Origin of the sequence: Sinorhizobium fredii USDA 257, assembly GCF_000265205.3 — a bacterium.
Lineage (GTDB): Bacteria > Pseudomonadota > Alphaproteobacteria > Rhizobiales > Rhizobiaceae > Sinorhizobium > Sinorhizobium fredii_B.
This window is the reverse complement of the sequence record NC_018000.1, coordinates 6,089,886-6,107,874: the sequence shown is the minus strand read 5'-3', so window position 1 is coordinate 6,107,874 and position 17,989 is coordinate 6,089,886. Positions and strand designations below refer to the sequence as shown.

The window sequence follows — 17,989 nt, the reverse complement described above, 5'->3', positions numbered from 1 at the left end:
TTGGCCCAGATCAGTGCCGGCCCGCGCGCAATCGATCGACAATGGCCCGAACCTGCTCGCGGGTGACGTCGAAACTGTTGCTTGTGTCGATCACATAGTCCGCTCTGGCGCGCTTGTCGCTGTCGGGCACTTGCCGCGCGAGGATCATCGCGAATTTCTCCGCGGTCATGCCCGGGCGCTTCATGACGCGCTCTCTCTGACTCTCCGCATCGCAGCTGACGACGACGACCCGATCCACCCGCTTTTCGGCCCTGGTCTCGAAAAGTAGGGGAATATCGAGAAGAACAAAAGGCGCCCCGGCCGCCTTGTGCCGGGCGATGAATTCCATTTCCTTGGCGCGAACGAGCGGGTGGACGATCCGCTCCAGTTCGCCAAGCCGCTCCGGTTGCGCAAGCAGTTGCCGGGAGAGTTCCGCCCGGTCGATGACGCCGTCCTTTGCGACACCCGGGAAGGCTGCTTCGACCGGGGCGACCGCTTCGCCGCGATAGAGGTCGTGGACCACCTCGTCCGCGTCGCTCGCCGGTACGCCGAGCTCCCGAAACATCTGAGCCGCTGTCGTTTTTCCCATGCCGATGGAGCCCGTGAGCCCGACGATGATCATGCGTGAACGTCCATATCCTCGATGATGATTTGCCGAAGCGTTTCATCGACAACCGGTCTCTGACCGAACCATTTCTCGAATCCGGGCACTGCCTGATGCAAGAGCATGCCAAGCCCGTCGACGATGCGGAAGCCCTGCGCTTCGGCCTGGTAAAGGAGCGGTGTCTTCAGCGGCACATAGACGATATCGGTGACCACGGCGCCGCTTGCCAAGGGCGAGAAATCGATTGATGGCACCGGCTCGCCGTCCATGCCGAGCGACGTCGTGTTCACGAACAGGCCGGCGCCGGCCATAACTTCGGAAAGTGCGGCTACCGGATGAGCCTCAACGGCGCGGCCGAACCGGTCGGCCAGTTCCTGCGCCCTGGCGGCGGTGCGGTTCACCACGTGGATCGTCTTGACGCCGCGATCGCGGACGGCCTGGATCACGGCGCGACTGGCGCCGCCGGCGCCGAGGATGACCGCCGTCGAGCTCCGGTCCCAGCCGCTGGCGCGCTCGTCCAGATTGGCGACGAAGCCACGCCCGTCCGTATTCGTCGCTGAGATCTTTCCGTCCTCGAGCCAGAGCGTGTTGGCGGCGCCAAGCTCGGCGCTCAGCTCATCCGGCCGGTCGGCAAGCTCATATGCCATCTCCTTGTGGGGGATGGTGACATTGCCGCCGCAGAAGCCGGCGCTGCCGTCCCGCAACTGGCGCATGAAATCCGGGAATGCCTCCGGGGTCACTTCGTAAGCCCGGTAGCTTCCGGCAATTCCGAACTGCTTCAGCCAATAGCCGTGAATCAGCGGCGAGCGCGAATGCCTGATCGGACAGCCCGTGACGAAGGCATGGTTAACAAATGTTTCACGTGAATCACGCATCGATCGATCCCAATTCGCGCAGTTTGGAAAGGAGCGGCAGCATCGGCAGGCCCAAAATGGTAAAGTAATCGCCGTCGATCTTCTCGAAGAGCTGGATCCCCTCGCCTTCGAGCTGATAGGCGCCGACGCTCGAAAGCGCCTTCTCCCCGACCCGCTTCAGATGCCGTTCGACAAAGGTCCGGTCCAAGGGCCTGACCGTCATATGCGCCGTCGAGACGTGCCGCCAGAGGACATCGCCATCGCGGACGATCACGATCGCGCTGTTCAGGCTGTGCGTCTCGCCGGCGAGCGACAAGAGATGCTCGGCGGCTTCCGCCATGTCCTTCGGCTTGTGATAGACGCGGGCCCCAAGCGACATCGTCTGGTCGCTGCCGATCACCAGTGCTCCATCGAAATGGCGCGAGACATCCCTCGCCTTTGCTTCGGCGAGCGCCAGCGCAACTTCGGTCGGCGACGCACCTGCTTCCTCCAGCGGACGCTCCAGGGCCCGCTCGTCTAGCTGAGCTGCGCGCGCCGCAAATGTCAGCCCCGCATTTTCCAGGAGGGCGCGTCGAAATGGGCTGGCAGAGGCCAGCACGAGCGAGGATTTCATCTTCTCAATTCCGCAGTCCCGAGATCACCATGGTCGCTGGACCGGTTCGATCCGAACCATCATGATCGATTCATCATGAACCGGAACCGAACGGTGACCGTCCGACTGGTGCGCGCCCCGCCCGGTTCCTGCGATTCGCTCTATCTGAGCCGAGGACGAAGGGCAACGATTGCCGCGGCCGTTTCCTCGATCGAACGCCGCGTCACGTCGATCAGCGGCCAATTGTTGCGCGCGCAGAGCGTGCGGGCATATTTCAGTTCCTCGGCGATCGCTGCCCGGTCGGTATAGTCCTCGCCATGGAAGCTCTGGGTCGTGCCGAGCACGCGATGCTGGCGGACTTGCGACAGTCGGTCGGCACTGGCGATCAGCCCCACCACCAGCGGCTTCGTCGCCTTGAGCAACCCGTCCGGCAAGGGCACGCCGGGCACGATCGGGATGTTGGCGGTCTTGATGCCGCGATTGGCAAGATAGATGCTCGTCGGCGTCTTCGAGGTCCGGCTCACCCCGACGAGCACGACGTCCGCCGCGTTGAAGTCGGCCGGCATCTGGCCATCGTCGTGATCCATGGTGAAATTCAGCGCTTCAATCCGGGCGAAATAGTCGGCATCCATGACGTGCTGTGCGCCCGAACGCCGACGCGACGGCGAACCAAGATAGGATTGGAACAGCTCGATGATCGGATCGAGGACCGAAACGCAAGGAACGCCGATCTCGCGGCAGCGCTGGTCGATCATACCGGCAAGCTCCCGGTCGACGATTGTATAGAGCACGATGCCCGGCGCGCCGTCGATGGCGTCGAGGACCTGCATCAACTGCTTCTTGTTGCGGATCAGCGGATAGACGTGTTCGAGCGCGTGCGCGGACTGGAATTGCGCCGCCGCCGCGCGGCCGGCGGCAATCAGCGTCTCGCCGGTCGAATCGGAGACGAGATGCAGGTGGAAGTAGTTTTTTCGGTTCTCCACGCAATTCTCCGGAGGCTGTTGATAGGCCGGGACACCAGACGCCAAAATCGCGGTCGCCGCTCAGGCAGGTGGAAAACCGCCGCGTTATTCACATTCGGTACCGAGACGAAAAACGCCCAGGCGCTGTTGTGGACAAGACTCATGCCGACGACAAATTGTCACGCGGATCGACTCCTTGTCCACAGGAATCGCAAATCCGGGAGTGCAGCCAAGATCCTGACTTTTCTGAGTTTTCGCGGCTTTTCCCGATCCGTCGGAAATTCGGTCGAACTTTCTCCCACCATGCGCGCGTCGATCCCTGCTGATTGGAAGAACTGAGGATTGATTTTAATCCTTGATACCCACCGACTCTAAGAAATAGAAACCTTTTCAATAAGGTTTTATTTTTAGATTGGGGAAATGGCGAGTGGCAGAGACACGTCGCAAAGTGATAGAGGTGTTGAACGGCAAATGCCTCACACCTCCACCCGTCTGGCTGATGCGCCAGGCCGGCCGCTATCTGCCGGAATATCGCGCTACGCGAGTGAAAGCCGGGAGCTTCCTCGATCTCTGTTATACGCCGGATCTCGCCGTGGAAGTGACGCTGCAGCCGATCCGGCGCTACGCCTTCGACGCTGCGATCCTCTTCTCCGATATTCTCGTCATTCCCGATGCGCTTCACCGGAACGTCCGTTTCGAGGAGGGCCACGGGCCACGGATGGATCCGATCGATGCGGACGGCATTGCGGGCCTCAAGGCCGATGACGTTTTGAGTCACCTCACTCCCGTCTTCGAAACCGTTTCGCGGCTCCGACGGGAATTGCCGGCGGAGACGACGCTGCTCGGTTTCTGTGGTGCGCCTTGGACGGTTGCGACCTACATGATCGCCGGTCGCGGCACACCTGACCAGGCACCCGCACGCCTTTTCGCCTACCGCCATCCGAAGGCTTTCGAGCAGCTTTTGGCCTTCCTGGCCGACGTTTCTGCCGACTACCTGGTCGAGCAGATCGATGCCGGCGCCGATGCGGTGCAGATCTTCGATTCCTGGGCGGGTGTCCTCGGCGAGGATGAGTTTGCGCGCTTTGCCGTCGAGCCGGTGCGGCGGATCGTTGCATCCGTGCGCGCCCGCCGCCCTTCGGCGAAGATCATCGCCTTTGCCAAGGGAGCCGGCCTGTTGCTCAAGGACTATCGCCGGTCGACCGGCGCCGACGCGATCGGGCTCGACTGGGCTGTGCCGCTGTCATTCGCTGCCGAATTGCAGAAGGACGGTCCGGTGCAGGGCAATCTCGACCCGATGCGGGTTGTTGCCGGCGGGGCGGCAATGGAGCGCGGCATCGATCGGATTCTCGACGTGCTCGGCAATGGACCGTTGATCTTCAATCTCGGCCACGGCATCACGCCTGAGGCCGACCCGGAGAACGTCGCCGCCCTCGTTGCGCGTGTTCGCGGGAGAGGGTGATGATCGAGCGGCAGACGGATAACGCTCCCGGAAAGCGGGCGCGGCTTCGGGCGATTGCCGCGCTGTCCGTCTTCGTGGCTCTGCTGGCCGGGCTTTTCGTCGGGCGGCCGGGCGATCTCTATCTCTGGATCAAGGCGCTTCACATCATCGCGGTGATTTCTTGGATAGCGGGGCTCCTCTATCTGCCGCGGCTGTTCATCTATCACACCGATGCGCTGCCCGGTTCGGTGCAGTCCGAGACCTTCAAGACGATGGAGCGACGGCTGCTGAAGGTCATCATGAATCCGGCGATGATGATCGCCTGGGTCCTCGGCCTCTATCTTGCCTGGAGCGTCTACGGCTTCCGTGGCGGCTGGCTTCACGCGAAGCTCTTCTGCGTCGTGCTGTTGACGCTCGTGCACGTGCATTTCGGCCGGGCGGTGGCTGACTTTCAGCGGGACGCGAATCGGAAGAGCGCGCGCTACTGGAGGCTGATGAACGAGGCGCCGACCCTGTTGATGATCCTCATCGTCATCCTCGCCGTCGTGAAACCATTTTGACTTCAATCGATTCAGAGCTGTGATAGGTGGCGCTTAATTTGCGGCGCCCCCTTGCGGCGTTTCACGTGAATCGCTATTTTCGCCCATCTCCTTCATCCCAAGGCCTGTGACGAAGTTTAGAGCCTGCCGCTTTTCCCCCTCTGCAGCTCCCTTACGAAAATCACGCCTGCTCCCATTCCCCTACAAATCATGGACTCTTCATGGCTGAAATGAAGCTTCAAGACCTCAAGAACAAGACGCCGACGGATCTCCTTGCCTTTGCCGAAGAGGTCGAGGTCGAGAACGCCAGCACCATGCGCAAGCAAGAGCTGATGTTCGCCATCCTCAAAAACCTGGCCACGCAAGAGATAGAAATCATCGGTGAAGGCGTTGTCGAGGTCCTTCAGGACGGATTTGGCTTTCTTCGATCGGCAAATGCAAACTACCTGCCCGGTCCGGACGACATCTACATTTCGCCATCGCAGATCCGCCGCTTTTCGTTGAAGACGGGCGATACGGTCGAAGGGCCGATACGCGGCCCGAAGGAAGGCGAGCGCTACTTCGCGCTGCTCAAGGTCAACACGATCAATTTCGACGATCCGGAAAAGATCCGCCACAAGGTTCACTTCGACAATCTGACGCCGCTCTACCCGAATGAGCGGTTCAAGATGGAACTTGAAGTACCGACCTCCAAGGACCTGTCCGCCCGCGTCATCGACCTCGTCGCTCCGCTCGGCAAGGGGCAGCGTGGCCTCATCGTCGCCCCGCCGCGTACCGGCAAGACGGTTCTCTTGCAGAACATCGCCCATTCGATCACCGCCAATCATCCGGAATGCTATCTGATCGTACTGTTGATCGACGAGCGGCCTGAAGAAGTGACCGACATGCAGCGTTCGGTGAAAGGCGAAGTCGTCTCCTCGACCTTCGACGAGCCGGCAACGCGCCACGTGCAGGTGGCCGAAATGGTCATCGAGAAGGCGAAGCGCCTCGTCGAGCATGGCCGTGATGTCGTCATTCTTCTCGACTCGGTCACCCGCCTCGGCCGTGCCTACAACACGGTCGTGCCGTCCTCCGGCAAGGTGCTGACCGGCGGCGTCGACGCCAATGCCCTGCAGCGTCCGAAGCGCTTCTTCGGTGCGGCTCGTAACATCGAGGAAGGCGGCTCGCTGACGATCATTGCCACGGCGCTGATCGACACCGGCAGCCGCATGGACGAAGTCATCTTCGAAGAGTTCAAGGGCACCGGCAACTCGGAAATCGTGCTCGACCGCAAGGTTGCCGACAAGCGCATCTTCCCGGCGATGGACATTCTGAAGTCCGGCACGCGCAAGGAAGACCTGCTGGTGCCGCGCCAGGATCTGCAGAAAATCTTCGTGCTGCGCCGCATTCTTGCACCGATGGGCACGACCGATGCGATCGAGTTCCTCATCGACAAGCTCAAGCAGACGAAGACAAACGGCGATTTCTTCGATTCGATGAACACCTGATCGATTGCTACCGTACCATCCAGGTGGCCGGCATTCACTGAATCCCGGCCTTTTCTGTCGCTGGTATTCCTCAGCTGCCTTCAATGGTGGTGGCGCCAGTATGAGTCCTGCGGTCCCTCGGCATCACGATGATTCACGTGAAACAGTGCGCCTGTCCGCCGCAATCCGCATAGCCTTGGCTATGCTTGATTTCCGGGCCGCAGGCATGCATAAGTCTGCGCCGTTGCCGACGACCGACGCAGCGTGTTTCGGCGTACGGACATAGTGCTCGCCTAAGGTTGCACCTCTACACGAGAAAACCGTTGACGGGCGCGCGGATTCGCGCTGTGCCTTCACCGGATCGAACAAGCCGATGCAGTTCACGGATACCATATACGCGCTCTCCAGCGGCGCCCTACCCGCCGGCGTTGCCGTGATCCGCATCAGCGGACCGGCGACGGCCGATGCGCTTGTGCGCCTATGCGGTGCACTGCCGAAACCGCGCTCCGCCTCGCTCAGAACGATTCGGACTCGAAACGATGAGATGCTGGATAGCGGACTGGTGATCTACTTTCCCGCTCCGGCCTCGTTCACCGGCGAGGACTGCTGCGAGCTGCAGGTACATGGGGGGCGGGCCGTTGTGCACGCCATTCTCGATGCGCTCGCCGGGTTCGAAGGGTTGCGGCATGCCGAAGCCGGCGAGTTCTCGCGGCGCGCCTTCCAAAACGGCAAGATGGATCTCGTCGAGGTCGAGGGGTTAGCCGATCTGATCACTGCCGAGACGGAGATGCAGCGTCGTCTTGCCCTCGAGCAGTCCAGCGGCGGTCAATCGGCTGTCTACCAGAGTTGGGCTCGACGCCTGACGCATGCGCGCGCGATGATCGAGGCGGAACTCGACTTTGCCGATGAAGAGGATGTTCCCGGTTCCGTCAGCGAGACGATTTGGGCCGACATCGAGAAGCTTCAGGGGGAGATTGACGCGCATATCGACCAGGCCGGCCTTGCCGAGATTGTTCGCGACGGTCTGAAGATCGTCATTGCGGGCGAACCGAATGCCGGAAAATCGAGCTTACTCAATGCGCTCGCCAAGAGGGACATTGCGATCGTCACGGAGATTGCCGGGACGACTCGCGATGTTCTATCGGTTGACCTTTCCTTAGCCGGATTCTCCGTGAAGCTGTTTGACACCGCCGGACTTCGGGAAACCGAGGAAATCGTCGAGCGGGAAGGCATCCGCCGGGCGCGTGAGGTTATCGGGCACGCCGATTTGATCCTGCTGCTATCGGAGAAACCGGGCGACTTCGTCTGGAGCGAACCGGTCGGGGGTGATGTGCCGGTGCTTCGTGTCGCAACGAAGATCGACCGCAAGGCGACGACTTGGTCGCCCGAGCAGGCCGACGTGTTCCTATCGACGAAGACGGGCGACGGCATCGCCGATTTGCTGGAAAGGATAAAGGCACACCTTCCCGATCTGGCGGGCCGGACCGCACTTGCCATGCCGTCGCGGAAGCGCCATGTGGATTGCCTGAGACAGGCGAGCGCGGCGCTTGCGAGCGGCCTAGCCGCAGAGGGTCTCGACATCCAGGCGGAACAGCTTCGACTGGCAAGTGACGCCCTTGGGCGGATCACCGGCCGCGTCGATGTCGAGAATTTGCTCGACGTGATATTCTCGGAATTCTGCATCGGCAAATGACGTCTCAGGGCGATTGCACCAATTCCGAGTCTGCTCGGCACGTTTCACGTGAAACTTCTTGACTCGGTGCTGCGAATTGCGAATCAAGACCTGAAGTAAGCGAGAGTAGGTATGACAAGCTTTGATGTCATCGTGATTGGCGGCGGCCATGCCGGCTGCGAAGCCGCTTCGGCGGCGGCACGGCTGGGTGCGCGGACCGCGCTCATCACCCATAAGAAAGAGACAATCGGTGTAATGTCCTGCAACCCTGCCATTGGCGGCTTGGGAAAGGGCCATCTGGTCCGCGAGATTGACGCACTGGACGGGCTGATGGGTCGCATCGCCGATGCGGCCGGTATTCAGTTCCGGCTGCTTAACCGGCGCAAGGGACCGGCGGTCAGGGGACCACGCACGCAAGCGGATCGCAGGCTCTACCGCGAAGCTATGCAGCGGGAGATTGATGCAACCGACAATCTCACCGTGATCGAAGGAGACGCTTATGACCTCCTGACCGAAGCCGATGTGGTAGCCGGCGTGATCATGAAAGACGGCCGGGTGTTTCGCACCGCTGCGGTGGTACTGACGACCGGCACCTTTCTCAAGGGTCTGATTCACATCGGTGACCGCAAGATCCCGGCCGGCCGCGTCGGCGAGGAGCCGTCGGTCGGCCTTTCGGAGACGCTAACGCGCTTCGGCCTCAGACTTGGACGGTTGAAAACCGGTACGCCGGCGCGCTTGGATGGCCGGACAATCGACTGGGACCGCGTTGGCCGCCAGGGGCCGGACGAAGAGCCGGTGCCCTTCTCTTTCATGACCGACGGGATTGTCAACCGCCAGATCGATTGCGGCGTCACCCGGACGACGGACGCCACACACAAGGTCATTGCCGACAATATTCACCGCTCCGCCATGTATTCTGGCCAGATCGAGGGAGTTGGGCCACGCTATTGCCCGTCGATCGAGGACAAGATCGTCCGCTTCGGCGAACGGGATGGCCATCAGATCTTCCTTGAGCCGGAGGGGCTCGAGGATGACACCATTTACCCGAACGGCATTTCTACCTCCTTGCCGGAAGATGTGCAGGAATCGTTTATCCGCACCATTCCGGGTCTGGAAAGTGTGTCCATCCTCCAGCCAGGCTATGCCATCGAATATGACCATGTCGATCCGCGCGAGCTGCAGCTTTCGCTGGCGGTACGCAAGATGCCCGGCCTCTTCCTGGCGGGTCAGATCAACGGCACGACAGGCTATGAGGAAGCGGGAGCGCAGGGTCTCGTGGCCGGCCTGAACGCAGGGCTGGCGGCAACCGGGCGCGAGTCTTTCGTTTTCAGTCGGACGGATTCCTACATCGGCGTGATGATCGACGACCTGACGTCGCGCGGCATCACTGAGCCTTACCGGATGTTTACCTCCCGGGCGGAGTATCGGCTGTCGCTGAGGGCCGACAATGCCGATATGCGTTTGACCCCGGTCGGCGTCGAGTTGGGTTGCGTCGGAGAGGCGCGGCGGGCACGCTTTGCATCCTGGAAGGGCGCCTATGAAGAGGGTCGCACCCTTCTGCAGTCCCTGTCCATCACGCCGAACGAAGGCAGGCGGTTTGGCCTAAAACTTAACCAGGACGGGCAGCGGCGTTCGGCCTTCGAAATCCTCTCCTACCCGGGTCAGACGATCGAGGCGCTCAAGCCCTTGTGGCCGCAGCTCGAAGCGATCGAGCGCTGTCTCGGCGAGGCGTTGGAGATCGATGCGGCTTATGCCGTTTATATGGAGCGTCAGGCTGCGGACATCGCCGGTATCCGGCGGGAGGAGAGCGCGATAATTCCGGATGACTTCGATTATAGCGACTTGCCGGGGCTGTCGAACGAACTGAAGCAGAAGCTGGCACAGCAGCGGCCCCGCAACTTGGCCCAGGCGATGAAGGTCGATGGCATGACGCCCGCCGCTGTGTCGTTGCTGCTGTCGTGGCTAAGGCGGCAGGAGCGTGGTGTCAGGCCTGTGGCGGAGCCTGCGGCACAATGAAAGCGAGTCCTGCCGAGCGCATGAAAGCGCTGCGTGTTTCACGTGAAACGCTCGAAAAGCTGGAGCATTTCGCTGTGCTTTTTCAGAAGTGGGCGAAGTCGATTAACCTCGTTGCGCCATCCACGCTCGAAGACCTGTGGCAGCGCCACATCGTTGACAGCCTGCAGATTTTCCACCTTTCGCCTTCCCCAAAAGCCTGGGTCGATCTCGGCAGCGGCGGCGGCTTCCCCGGCGTGATCACCGCCATCTGCTTGTCGGAATATTCTGACGGCTGGGTGGATCTTGTCGAAAGCAACAACAAGAAGGCAGCCTTTCTTCGAATTGCCCTGAATGAAACCGGTGCGCGTGGATCGGTGCATCCGATTCGAATCGAGCAAGCTCCGTCTGTGATTCCCCGTTGCGATGCGGTTTCGGCTCGCGCGCTGTCCGATTTGACCCAGTTGCTCGACTATTGCACGCCCTGGATGCTCGAGGAGACGTCGAATACGGTCGCTTTCTTTCACAAAGGCCGGGATTATCAGCAGGAAGTCGACAAAGCCGTTAGTCGCTTTCAATTCGATCTGGTAAAACATGCAAGTGTCGTCGAGCCGGATTCGGTTGTGCTCGAGATTGCAAATCTTTCGCGTCGGACGAAGTGATAGGCGAGCGAAGCATGTTTGGCCCAAGAAATCGGATCATCACCATTGCCAATCAGAAAGGCGGCGTCGGCAAGACGACGACCGCGATCAATCTAGCGACCGCACTGGCGGCTATCGGCGAAAGGGTTCTGATCGTCGACCTCGATCCGCAGGGAAACGCCAGCACCGGACTCGGCATTCAGCGTCGCGACAGGCACCTGTCTTCCTACGAGCTGATGATGGGCAGCCATTCCATTGGCGAGATTGCGCGCGAGACCGCGGTGCCAAACCTGGCGATCATCCCATCGACAATGGATCTGCTTGGCGTCGAAATGGAGATTTCGCGCGAAGCCGACCGGGTCTTCCGCCTGCGCAAGGCGCTGACCGCCCCGGAAGCGCTCGCCTATTCCTATATCTTGGTGGACTGCCCGCCGTCCTTCAACCTGTTAACGATGAACGCCATGGCCGCGGCGCATTCGGTGCTCGTGCCGCTGCAATGCGAGTTCTTTGCGCTGGAGGGTCTCAGTCAGCTGTTGGAGACGGTCGACCAGGTGCGTCGCACGGTGAATCCGAGCTTGGATATCCAGGGTATCGTGCTGACCATGTTCGACTCGCGCAACAATCTGGCACAGCAGGTGGTCAGCGATGTCCGGACCCACCTCGGCGAAAAGGTCTATCACACTTTGATTCCACGCAACGTGCGCGTTTCCGAGGCCCCGTCCTACGGCAAACCGGCGATTCTCTACGATCTCAAATGCGCCGGAAGCCAGGCCTATTTGCAATTGGCGTCAGAAGTTATCCAACGTGAGCGCCAGCGAAAGGCGGCGTAAACGTTTCGGTATCGTAATTAATCGGGTGTAGAATGAACGACGACAGCTCCAAGAGGCGCCTCGGCCGCGGTTTGGCCGCCTTGATTGGCGAAATGGACCAGCCGTTGCAAAGTGGAACGGCGCCTGCAAGCCAGGTCAATCCCGACCGCCGCGTGCCAATCGAATTCGTCTCCCGGAACCCGCGCAACCCCCGTCGCCAATTCGACGAAGCGGAGTTGCAAGATCTGGCCAGTTCGATTCGCCAGCACGGCATCGTCCAGCCTGTCGTGGTTCGCACCATAGGTCATGAGCGTTACGAGATCATCGCCGGTGAGCGCCGCTGGCGGGCGGCGCAGCTTGCCGGCTTCACGGAAATACCGGTGATCGTGCGCGATGTGGACGATCGGACGGCCCTCGAGATCGCGATCGTTGAGAACGTCCAGCGTTCGGATCTCAATCCGCTGGAAGAGGCGCTTGGCTACGAGCAGCTGATCGCCGAACACGGCTATACGCAGAACGATCTCGGCGACATCATCGGCAAGAGCCGCAGCCATGTCGCCAACAGTTTGCGGCTTCTCAAATTGCCGGAACCGGTCCGCGACATGCTCTCCGACGGCAGCCTGTCGGCCGGCCATGCGCGCGCCCTCGTCCCGACCTCCGATCCGGTGGCGCTGGCACGCTCGATCGTCTCCAAGGGCCTGTCGGTGCGCGAAGCGGAGCGCATGGCCCAGAACGACATCAAGGCCCAGAACGATCCGAATTTCGCCAAGAGCCGGCAGCGCGATGAGAAGGATGCCGATACGCTGGCGCTGGAACGCACCCTGTCGGACAGCTTGGGGTTAGAGGTGACCGTCAGCCATAGGGCATCCGGAGGGCATCTGCGGATCGCCTATAAGACCCTCGATCAGCTCGAAGAGATTTGCCGGCTACTCGAGCGACGTTAGGGGCTGGGTTTCATAAGCTCCTTCCAAACCCCTCCCCAAAAGGGAGGGACTTGCGATGCCGCACTGCATCCGCCAAATCTCGGCGGTTTCGCGGGCTCCCACGTTGGAGTCATCTCGGCTGCACGGCTCCGATTTTTGCCTGCTGCACAAAATGCAGCGGTCGGAATGGGCTCGTGGTTGCGGGGTGCACTTACCGCCTCCCCGTTGTGGGCCCCTTATGGCAGGCCTTGGGGAGGGGAAAACCACAGGCGGATCCTAGTCGAGATCAGTGGCAACTAGCTGCTTCGAACACTCTCGCTCGGATTTATCGAGAGGCCCGCCAACGCTGTGGGAACACCGATCACCGCTTTGCCGACTGTATCGCGATCGCAAGGAGATTCTGCAGCACCATACTCTCTTCCAGGCTCTGTCGCGCGCGGCTCTGGTAAATTGTTGCCTGGAGCCGTCCCAGTTCACGCCGGATCGCCGGCGTGGTCCAGTGCTTGAGCGCCGCCTCGACAATCGGCTTGCGGCGGAAATGAAGGCCGCGGCCGAGGCTTGCAACCACCTGGCTCGCCGACTGGCGGCTTGTGTCCATCTCGGCGCGCATCGCATCCAGTTGCTGAAACTGCCTGAGGCAGCCCTGGAGCACCAGGAAGGGCGGCGTTTTCGAGGTGGTGATCTTCTTCATGGCGTGCAGCAGTGCATCGACGTCGCCCTGCAGCACCGCGTCCACCGCGTCGTCGACGGAAATGGCGCTGGCGTCGCCGACAATGGCGAGGACGTCCTCTTCGTCGACCATATCCTTGCCACGGCAATAGAGTGCGAGCTTCCGCACCTCGTTCCGCGAGGCCATGCGGTCGCCGCCGAGCGCTTCGAGTAGACGCTCGCGTGCCGCCGGGCTTATGCGCAGATCCGCCTCCGAAAGTTCCTTGTCGACGAGAGCATGCAGGCTGCGGGCGTCGTCGCTGTAGCAGGCGATGGAGGCGACGGCCCGCGACGATTCGCCAATCTTCCTGAGCGCCGCGCCCTTCTTGAGGTCGCCCGCCTCGATGATCAGCGTGCTCCCGGGCGGTGGCGTGTCGGCAAGAATCTGCAAGGCTTCGCCGATCGCCTTCTCGCTCGAGGCTCCGCGGATCCAGACGAGTTTATCGCCGCCGAAAAGCCCGATGGCATTGACTTCGTCGAGCACCCTGCCGGCGCCCTGCTGCAACTCCGTTGCATCAAGCTTGACGACGGCAAAGGGGTCATCGAGAGCGACGCCGCAGCGGCCGGCAAGCTGGGCGGCACGCTCGGAAACGAGGCCACGGTCGGGGCCGTAGAGCAGGAAAAGGCGGTAGTTCGACGCGCCTCGGTTGAGGAAGCTGTCGAATTCGTGCGATTTGACCTCGCTCATCCGAATACCGGCGTCAGCGGCCGAGAGCGGCGGCGATATCAGCCCCGATGAGTTCCGCCAGTTCCTTGGCGGCGCGATTCTCGGCGTCGCGAACGGCGCGAACCTTTGCGAATTCCTGTTCCGGGAAATCGGCGAGCGCGACCGCCGAGCGATAGCCCGCCTTCACCGTCTCGCCTGTTGCCGTCCTCGTCAGATTGTAGTCTGCCTTGACGACGATGCGGCCGGCGTTCGCCCGGTCCTCCGCATCGTCGTAAAGCACACCCATCGTCCGGTGCGAAACATTGAGGGCGAGATGATACTGCGGGTTGACCGGCTCGCCCTGGCCACCCGAGGCCAGGAAGATCAATGCATTGCGGACTTCCTGCTCGACGCGATCGTCCGCTTCCGCGATCTCGATGGAGGCAAGCGCCACAGAGGTCGCACCGGTCGGACCGTCGGAATAGAGCGGACGGACCTGGCAGCCGGCCAGCGCCGTCAGCAGTAACGTGCCGGCAAGCACGCCCAGGAACCGGAGACGAAGGCCAGCTTTCTCAGACGACGACATTGACGATCCTTTGCGGCACGACAATAATTTTCTTCGGGCTGCCGCCGTTGAGCGCCGCTTTTACGGCGTCAAGTGCGAGGACGGCGCTTTCGATCGCACTCTGATCTGCGTCGCGCGCGATTGTCAAATCGGCGCGTTTCTTGCCGTTGATCTGCACCGGCAAGGTGATTTCGTTCTCGACGACGAGCGCCGGGTCGAAGGCCGGCCATGATCTCTCGGCGATCAGCCCCGCGCCGCCGATCTCGCGCCAGCACTCTTCGGCGAGATGCGGCATCATCGGCGCGATCAGGTCGATCAGGATCGTCGTGGCGTCCTTGACAGCGGCGGTGACGGCCGGGTCGGCCTTGCCCGCGGCAACCTGCGCGAGCGGCGCGGCCAGCACGTTGACGAGCTCATAAATCCGCGCCACGGCCTTGTTGAAGGCAAGTTTGTCGTAGTCAGCCTCGACTGCGCGCAGAGTGCGATGGGCGGCCTGCGATATCGCCATGCCCTCGCCTTCCTTAGCCGGCGAGGCATTTACGCCGCGCAGGTTTTCGGCAGCCTCGCCGACTAGGCGCCAGACGCGCTGGACGAAGCGGTGGGCGCCCTCGACGCCCGCCTCGGACCAGATCACGTCGCGGTCCGGCGGCGAATCGGAGAGCACGAAGAAGCGTGCCGTGTCGGCGCCATAGGAGCCGATGATGTCGTCCGGATCGACGACGTTCTTCCTGGACTTCGACATCTTCTCGATCGAGCCGATGGCGATTTCCTCGCCGGTTTCGACGAGCAGCGCGCGGCGGCGGCCGTCGATCTCTTCGATGCGGACTTCCGCGGGCGTGATCCATTCGCGCTGCGCGCCTTCGCCGCGGCTATAGGTCTCGTGCACCACCATGCCCTGCGTGAACAGCCCCTTGAAGGGCTCGTCCAGTGCCACGTGGCCGGTCGCCTTCATCGCCCGGGTGAAGAAGCGCGAATAAAGCAGATGCAGGATCGCGTGCTCGATGCCGCCGATATACTGATCTACCGGGAGCCAGTGATTGGCAACCTTCGGATCGGTCGGATTGTCCTCCCAGGGCGCCGTGAAACGCGTGAAATACCAGGAGGAATCGACGAAGGTATCCATCGTGTCGGTTTCCCGGCGCGCGTCCTTGCCGCATTCGGGGCAGGCCACATGCCGCCACGTCGGGTGCCGGTCGAGCGGGTTGCCGGGCTTGTCGAAGGTGACGTCCGGCGGCAGGACCACGGGCAGATCGGTCTTCGGCACCGGAACGACGCCGCAATCCTCGCAATGGATGACCGGGATCGGGCAACCCCAATAACGCTGCCTGGAGATTCCCCAGTCGCGCAGGCGGAAATTCACCTTGCGTTCGGCGCGCGGGGCGCCGTTCAGCGTCTCCTTCTCGAGCTTCGAGGCGACGGCCTCGAAGGCCTCTTCCGTGGGAAGCCCGTCGAGGAAGCGCGAGTTGATCATGACCCCGTCGCCGACATAGGCCTCGTCCTCGATCGTGAAGCTTGCCGGATCGGCATCCTTCGGCATCACGACGGGCACGACCGGCAGGTCGTATTTGCGGGCGAAATCAAGGTCACGCTGGTCGCCGGAGGGGCAGCCGAAAATCGCGCCCGTGCCGTAGTCCATCAGCACGAAATTGGCGACATAGACGGGCAGCTCCCAATCCGGGTCGAACGGATGCCTGGCGCGGATGCCGGTATCCACCCCCTTCTTCTCGGCCGTCTCGAGGGCGGCGAGCGATGTTCCGGCGCGCCGGCATTCCTCACAGAAGGCGTCGATCGCCGCATTGTTGGCAGCGGCTTCCCTGGCGAGCGGATGGTCGGCGGAGATCGCCAGGAACGAGGCGCCGAACAGCGTGTCGGGACGCGTGGTATAGACGGTCAGCTCCCTGCTGTCGCCGGGAACCGTCGCCGGATCAAGTTCCCACCGCAGAGCCAAGCCCTCGGAGCGGCCAATCCAGTTTTTCTGCATCAGCCGCACCTTTTCCGGCCACTGATCCAGACCATCGAGCGCGTCGAGCAGATCCTGACTGAAATCGGTGATGCGGAAGAACCATTGCGTCAGCTCGCGCTGTTCGACCAGCGCTCCCGAGCGCCAGCCACGGCCGTCGATTACCTGTTCGTTGGCGAGCACGGTGTTGTCGACCGGGTCCCAATTGACCTTCGATTGCCTGCGGTAGACCAGGCCCTTTTCCAGGAAATCGAGGAAGAGATGCTGCTGGCGCTGATAATAGGCCGGATCACAGGTGGCGAATTCGCGGCTCCAATCGAGCGACAGGCCCATGACCTTGAGCTGCGCCTTCATCGAGGCGATGTTCTGGTAGGTCCAGCTGGCCGGATGCACGCCGCGTTCCATGGCGGCGTTCTCGGCCGGCATGCCGAAGGCATCCCAGCCCATCGGATGCAGCACGTTGAAGCCGCGGGCGCGCTTGTAACGGGCTACGACGTCGCCCATCGTATAGTTGCGCACGTGGCCCATGTGGATCCGCCCGGACGGATAGGGGAACATCTCGAGCACGTAATATTTTTCACGTGGATCGTCGTTGCTGGTCTCGAAGACCTTGCCTGCGTCCCATTCCTGCTGCCAGCGCGGTTCGGCATCACGCGGATTATATCGTTCGGTAGCCATGTCTTTGTCGATGTTCCGGAAATTTTGCGGCGTCCAAAGCGCCCTCGTAATAGCTGGCCTGACCTTCATCATGAAACCGCCGGACCGTCAAGTTTTCAGGGCCAGGACACGGCACTTTGGCCCATTCGGCGGCCATTACCGTCGCCGGGCTTGGCAAGTGTCGCAAGTTTCAATAATCCGCATGTGAGCCTCGACACCGCAAGGAGCGCAGAATGGACGTACAGCAACGATTGGGCGATGTCCTGAGCCGGATTCGCGCCAGCGAAAGGGCGGCGAAGCGGGCTGAAGGCGTCGTCACGCTCGTCGCCGTCTCGAAGACCTTCGACGCAGAGGCGATCCGACCGGTGATCGCTGCCGGCCAGCGGGTATTCGGTGAAAATCGCGTCCAGGAAGCACAAGGCAAGTGGCCGGAGCTCAAGCGCGAGACGCCCAATGTCGAACTGCACCTGATCGGCCCGCTGCAGTCCAACAAGGCGGCCGACGCCGTCGCGCTCTTCGATGTAATCGAAACGATCGATCGAGAGAAGATCGCCCGCGTCGTCGCCGCCGAGATGGAGCGGCAGGGCCGCAAGCCGCGGCTTTATGTGCAGGTCAATACCGGTCTCGAGCCGCAGAAGGCGGGCATAGCACCGGAGGCGACCGTCGCGTTCATCGATCTCTGCCGCCTGGAGCTTGGCCTCGATGTCGAGGGCCTGATGTGCATTCCCCCTCTCGATGAGAATCCGGGTCCGCATTTCGCCCTGCTTGCGAAACTCGCGGCCAAGTGCGGTCTCACCAAGATCTCCATGGGCATGTCCGGCGATTTCGAAACGGCCATCGCTTTCGGCGCCAGCAGCGTCCGGGTCGGCTCGGCGATCTTCGGCGCGCGCTGATTGGCAGAGCTTGGAGAGCGGCAGAGAGCCGCACTCGTCTCGATTCCGACCATTACCCTTTCGTCGGGCTTTCCCTTTGCCTCCACGGG

16 protein-coding genes are annotated in these 17,989 nt (G+C 61.9%); 9 read left to right on the top strand and 7 right to left on the bottom strand.

The features are described from left to right. Positions 1-10: 10 nt before the first annotated feature. From coaE to USDA257_RS28590, 4 genes are all read right to left on the bottom strand, one after another. Positions 11-601: a dephospho-CoA kinase gene (gene coaE, locus USDA257_RS28605; RefSeq protein WP_014766479.1), complete on the bottom strand. Its 591-nt coding sequence runs from the start codon at positions 599-601 to the stop codon at positions 11-13. Next, positions 598-1,458 carry a shikimate dehydrogenase gene (locus tag USDA257_RS28600; RefSeq protein WP_014766478.1) on the bottom strand — a complete coding sequence of 287 codons (861 nt, stop codon included), beginning with the start codon at positions 1,456-1,458 and terminating at the stop codon, positions 598-600. Before USDA257_RS28600 ends, coaE begins: the two co-directional genes overlap by 4 nt. After that, complete coding sequence (locus tag USDA257_RS28595) at positions 1,451-2,050, bottom strand: Maf-like protein (RefSeq protein ID WP_014766477.1); 600 nt, start codon at positions 2,048-2,050, stop codon at positions 1,451-1,453. The genes USDA257_RS28600 and USDA257_RS28595 overlap by 8 nt, the downstream gene beginning before the upstream one ends. A 140-nt stretch (positions 2,051-2,190) precedes the next feature. Beyond that, positions 2,191-3,012, bottom strand: coding sequence for a pyruvate, water dikinase regulatory protein (locus USDA257_RS28590; protein WP_014766476.1), 822 nt, complete (start codon positions 3,010-3,012; stop codon positions 2,191-2,193). A gap of 406 nt (positions 3,013-3,418) precedes the next feature. Here USDA257_RS28590 and hemE point away from each other — a divergent pair, with 406 nt between their 5' ends. The 8 genes from hemE to USDA257_RS28550 all read left to right on the top strand — a co-directional run bounded on the left by hemE (position 3,419) and on the right by USDA257_RS28550 (position 12,492). Continuing rightward, positions 3,419-4,450 (top strand): uroporphyrinogen decarboxylase, encoded by a 1,032-nt coding sequence (hemE, locus tag USDA257_RS28585; RefSeq protein ID WP_014766475.1) that lies wholly within the window; start codon positions 3,419-3,421, stop codon positions 4,448-4,450. After that, positions 4,450-4,989 carry a protoporphyrinogen oxidase HemJ gene (gene hemJ / locus USDA257_RS28580; RefSeq protein WP_014766474.1) on the top strand — a complete coding sequence of 180 codons (540 nt, stop codon included), beginning with the start codon at positions 4,450-4,452 and terminating at the stop codon, positions 4,987-4,989. The genes hemE and hemJ overlap by 1 nt, the downstream gene beginning before the upstream one ends. A gap of 200 nt (positions 4,990-5,189) precedes the next feature. Further along, a complete protein-coding gene (rho, locus tag USDA257_RS28575; RefSeq protein WP_014766473.1) occupies positions 5,190-6,455 on the top strand; it encodes a transcription termination factor Rho in 1,266 nt (421 codons plus the stop codon). 352 nt (positions 6,456-6,807) lie between these two features. Then, positions 6,808-8,127 carry a tRNA uridine-5-carboxymethylaminomethyl(34) synthesis GTPase MnmE gene (gene mnmE / locus USDA257_RS28570; protein WP_014766472.1) on the top strand — a complete coding sequence of 440 codons (1,320 nt, stop codon included), beginning with the start codon at positions 6,808-6,810 and terminating at the stop codon, positions 8,125-8,127. A gap of 111 nt (positions 8,128-8,238) precedes the next feature. Beyond that, a complete protein-coding gene (gene mnmG / locus USDA257_RS28565; protein ID WP_014766471.1) occupies positions 8,239-10,122 on the top strand; it encodes a tRNA uridine-5-carboxymethylaminomethyl(34) synthesis enzyme MnmG in 1,884 nt (627 codons plus the stop codon). Then, the gene (gene rsmG / locus USDA257_RS28560; protein ID WP_014766470.1) at positions 10,119-10,760 is read left to right on the top strand and encodes a 16S rRNA (guanine(527)-N(7))-methyltransferase RsmG; all 642 of its coding nucleotides are present in this window, start codon (positions 10,119-10,121) and stop codon (positions 10,758-10,760) included. Before mnmG ends, rsmG begins: the two co-directional genes overlap by 4 nt. 14 nt (positions 10,761-10,774) lie before the next feature. Continuing rightward, the gene (locus tag USDA257_RS28555) at positions 10,775-11,569 is read left to right on the top strand and encodes a ParA family protein (protein WP_014766469.1); all 795 of its coding nucleotides are present in this window, start codon (positions 10,775-10,777) and stop codon (positions 11,567-11,569) included. Positions 11,570-11,601: 32 nt separating this feature from the next. Beyond that, positions 11,602-12,492 carry a ParB/RepB/Spo0J family partition protein gene (locus USDA257_RS28550; protein WP_014766468.1) on the top strand — a complete coding sequence of 297 codons (891 nt, stop codon included), beginning with the start codon at positions 11,602-11,604 and terminating at the stop codon, positions 12,490-12,492. A 340-nt stretch (positions 12,493-12,832) separates the two neighbouring features. Here the strand turns inward: USDA257_RS28550 and holA are convergent, their stop codons facing one another. Genes holA through leuS form a run of 3 tightly spaced genes read right to left on the bottom strand, consistent with a single transcriptional unit; the run spans position 12,833 to position 17,028 of the window. Then, positions 12,833-13,867 carry a DNA polymerase III subunit delta gene (gene holA, locus USDA257_RS28545; RefSeq protein ID WP_014766467.1) on the bottom strand — a complete coding sequence of 345 codons (1,035 nt, stop codon included), beginning with the start codon at positions 13,865-13,867 and terminating at the stop codon, positions 12,833-12,835. Positions 13,868-13,880: 13 nt separating this feature from the next. Further along, the gene (gene lptE, locus USDA257_RS28540; RefSeq protein ID WP_014766466.1) at positions 13,881-14,411 is read right to left on the bottom strand and encodes an LPS assembly lipoprotein LptE; all 531 of its coding nucleotides are present in this window, start codon (positions 14,409-14,411) and stop codon (positions 13,881-13,883) included. Beyond that, positions 14,398-17,028: a leucine--tRNA ligase gene (leuS, locus tag USDA257_RS28535; protein WP_041415680.1), complete on the bottom strand. Its 2,631-nt coding sequence runs from the start codon at positions 17,026-17,028 to the stop codon at positions 14,398-14,400. Before leuS ends, lptE begins: the two co-directional genes overlap by 14 nt. Positions 17,029-17,240: 212 nt before the next feature. Between leuS and USDA257_RS28530 the strand changes: the two genes are divergently transcribed. Further along, on the top strand, positions 17,241-17,900 hold the full coding sequence (locus USDA257_RS28530; RefSeq protein ID WP_014766464.1) for a YggS family pyridoxal phosphate-dependent enzyme: 660 nt from the start codon (positions 17,241-17,243) through the stop codon (positions 17,898-17,900). Positions 17,901-17,989: the final 89 nt, after the last annotated feature.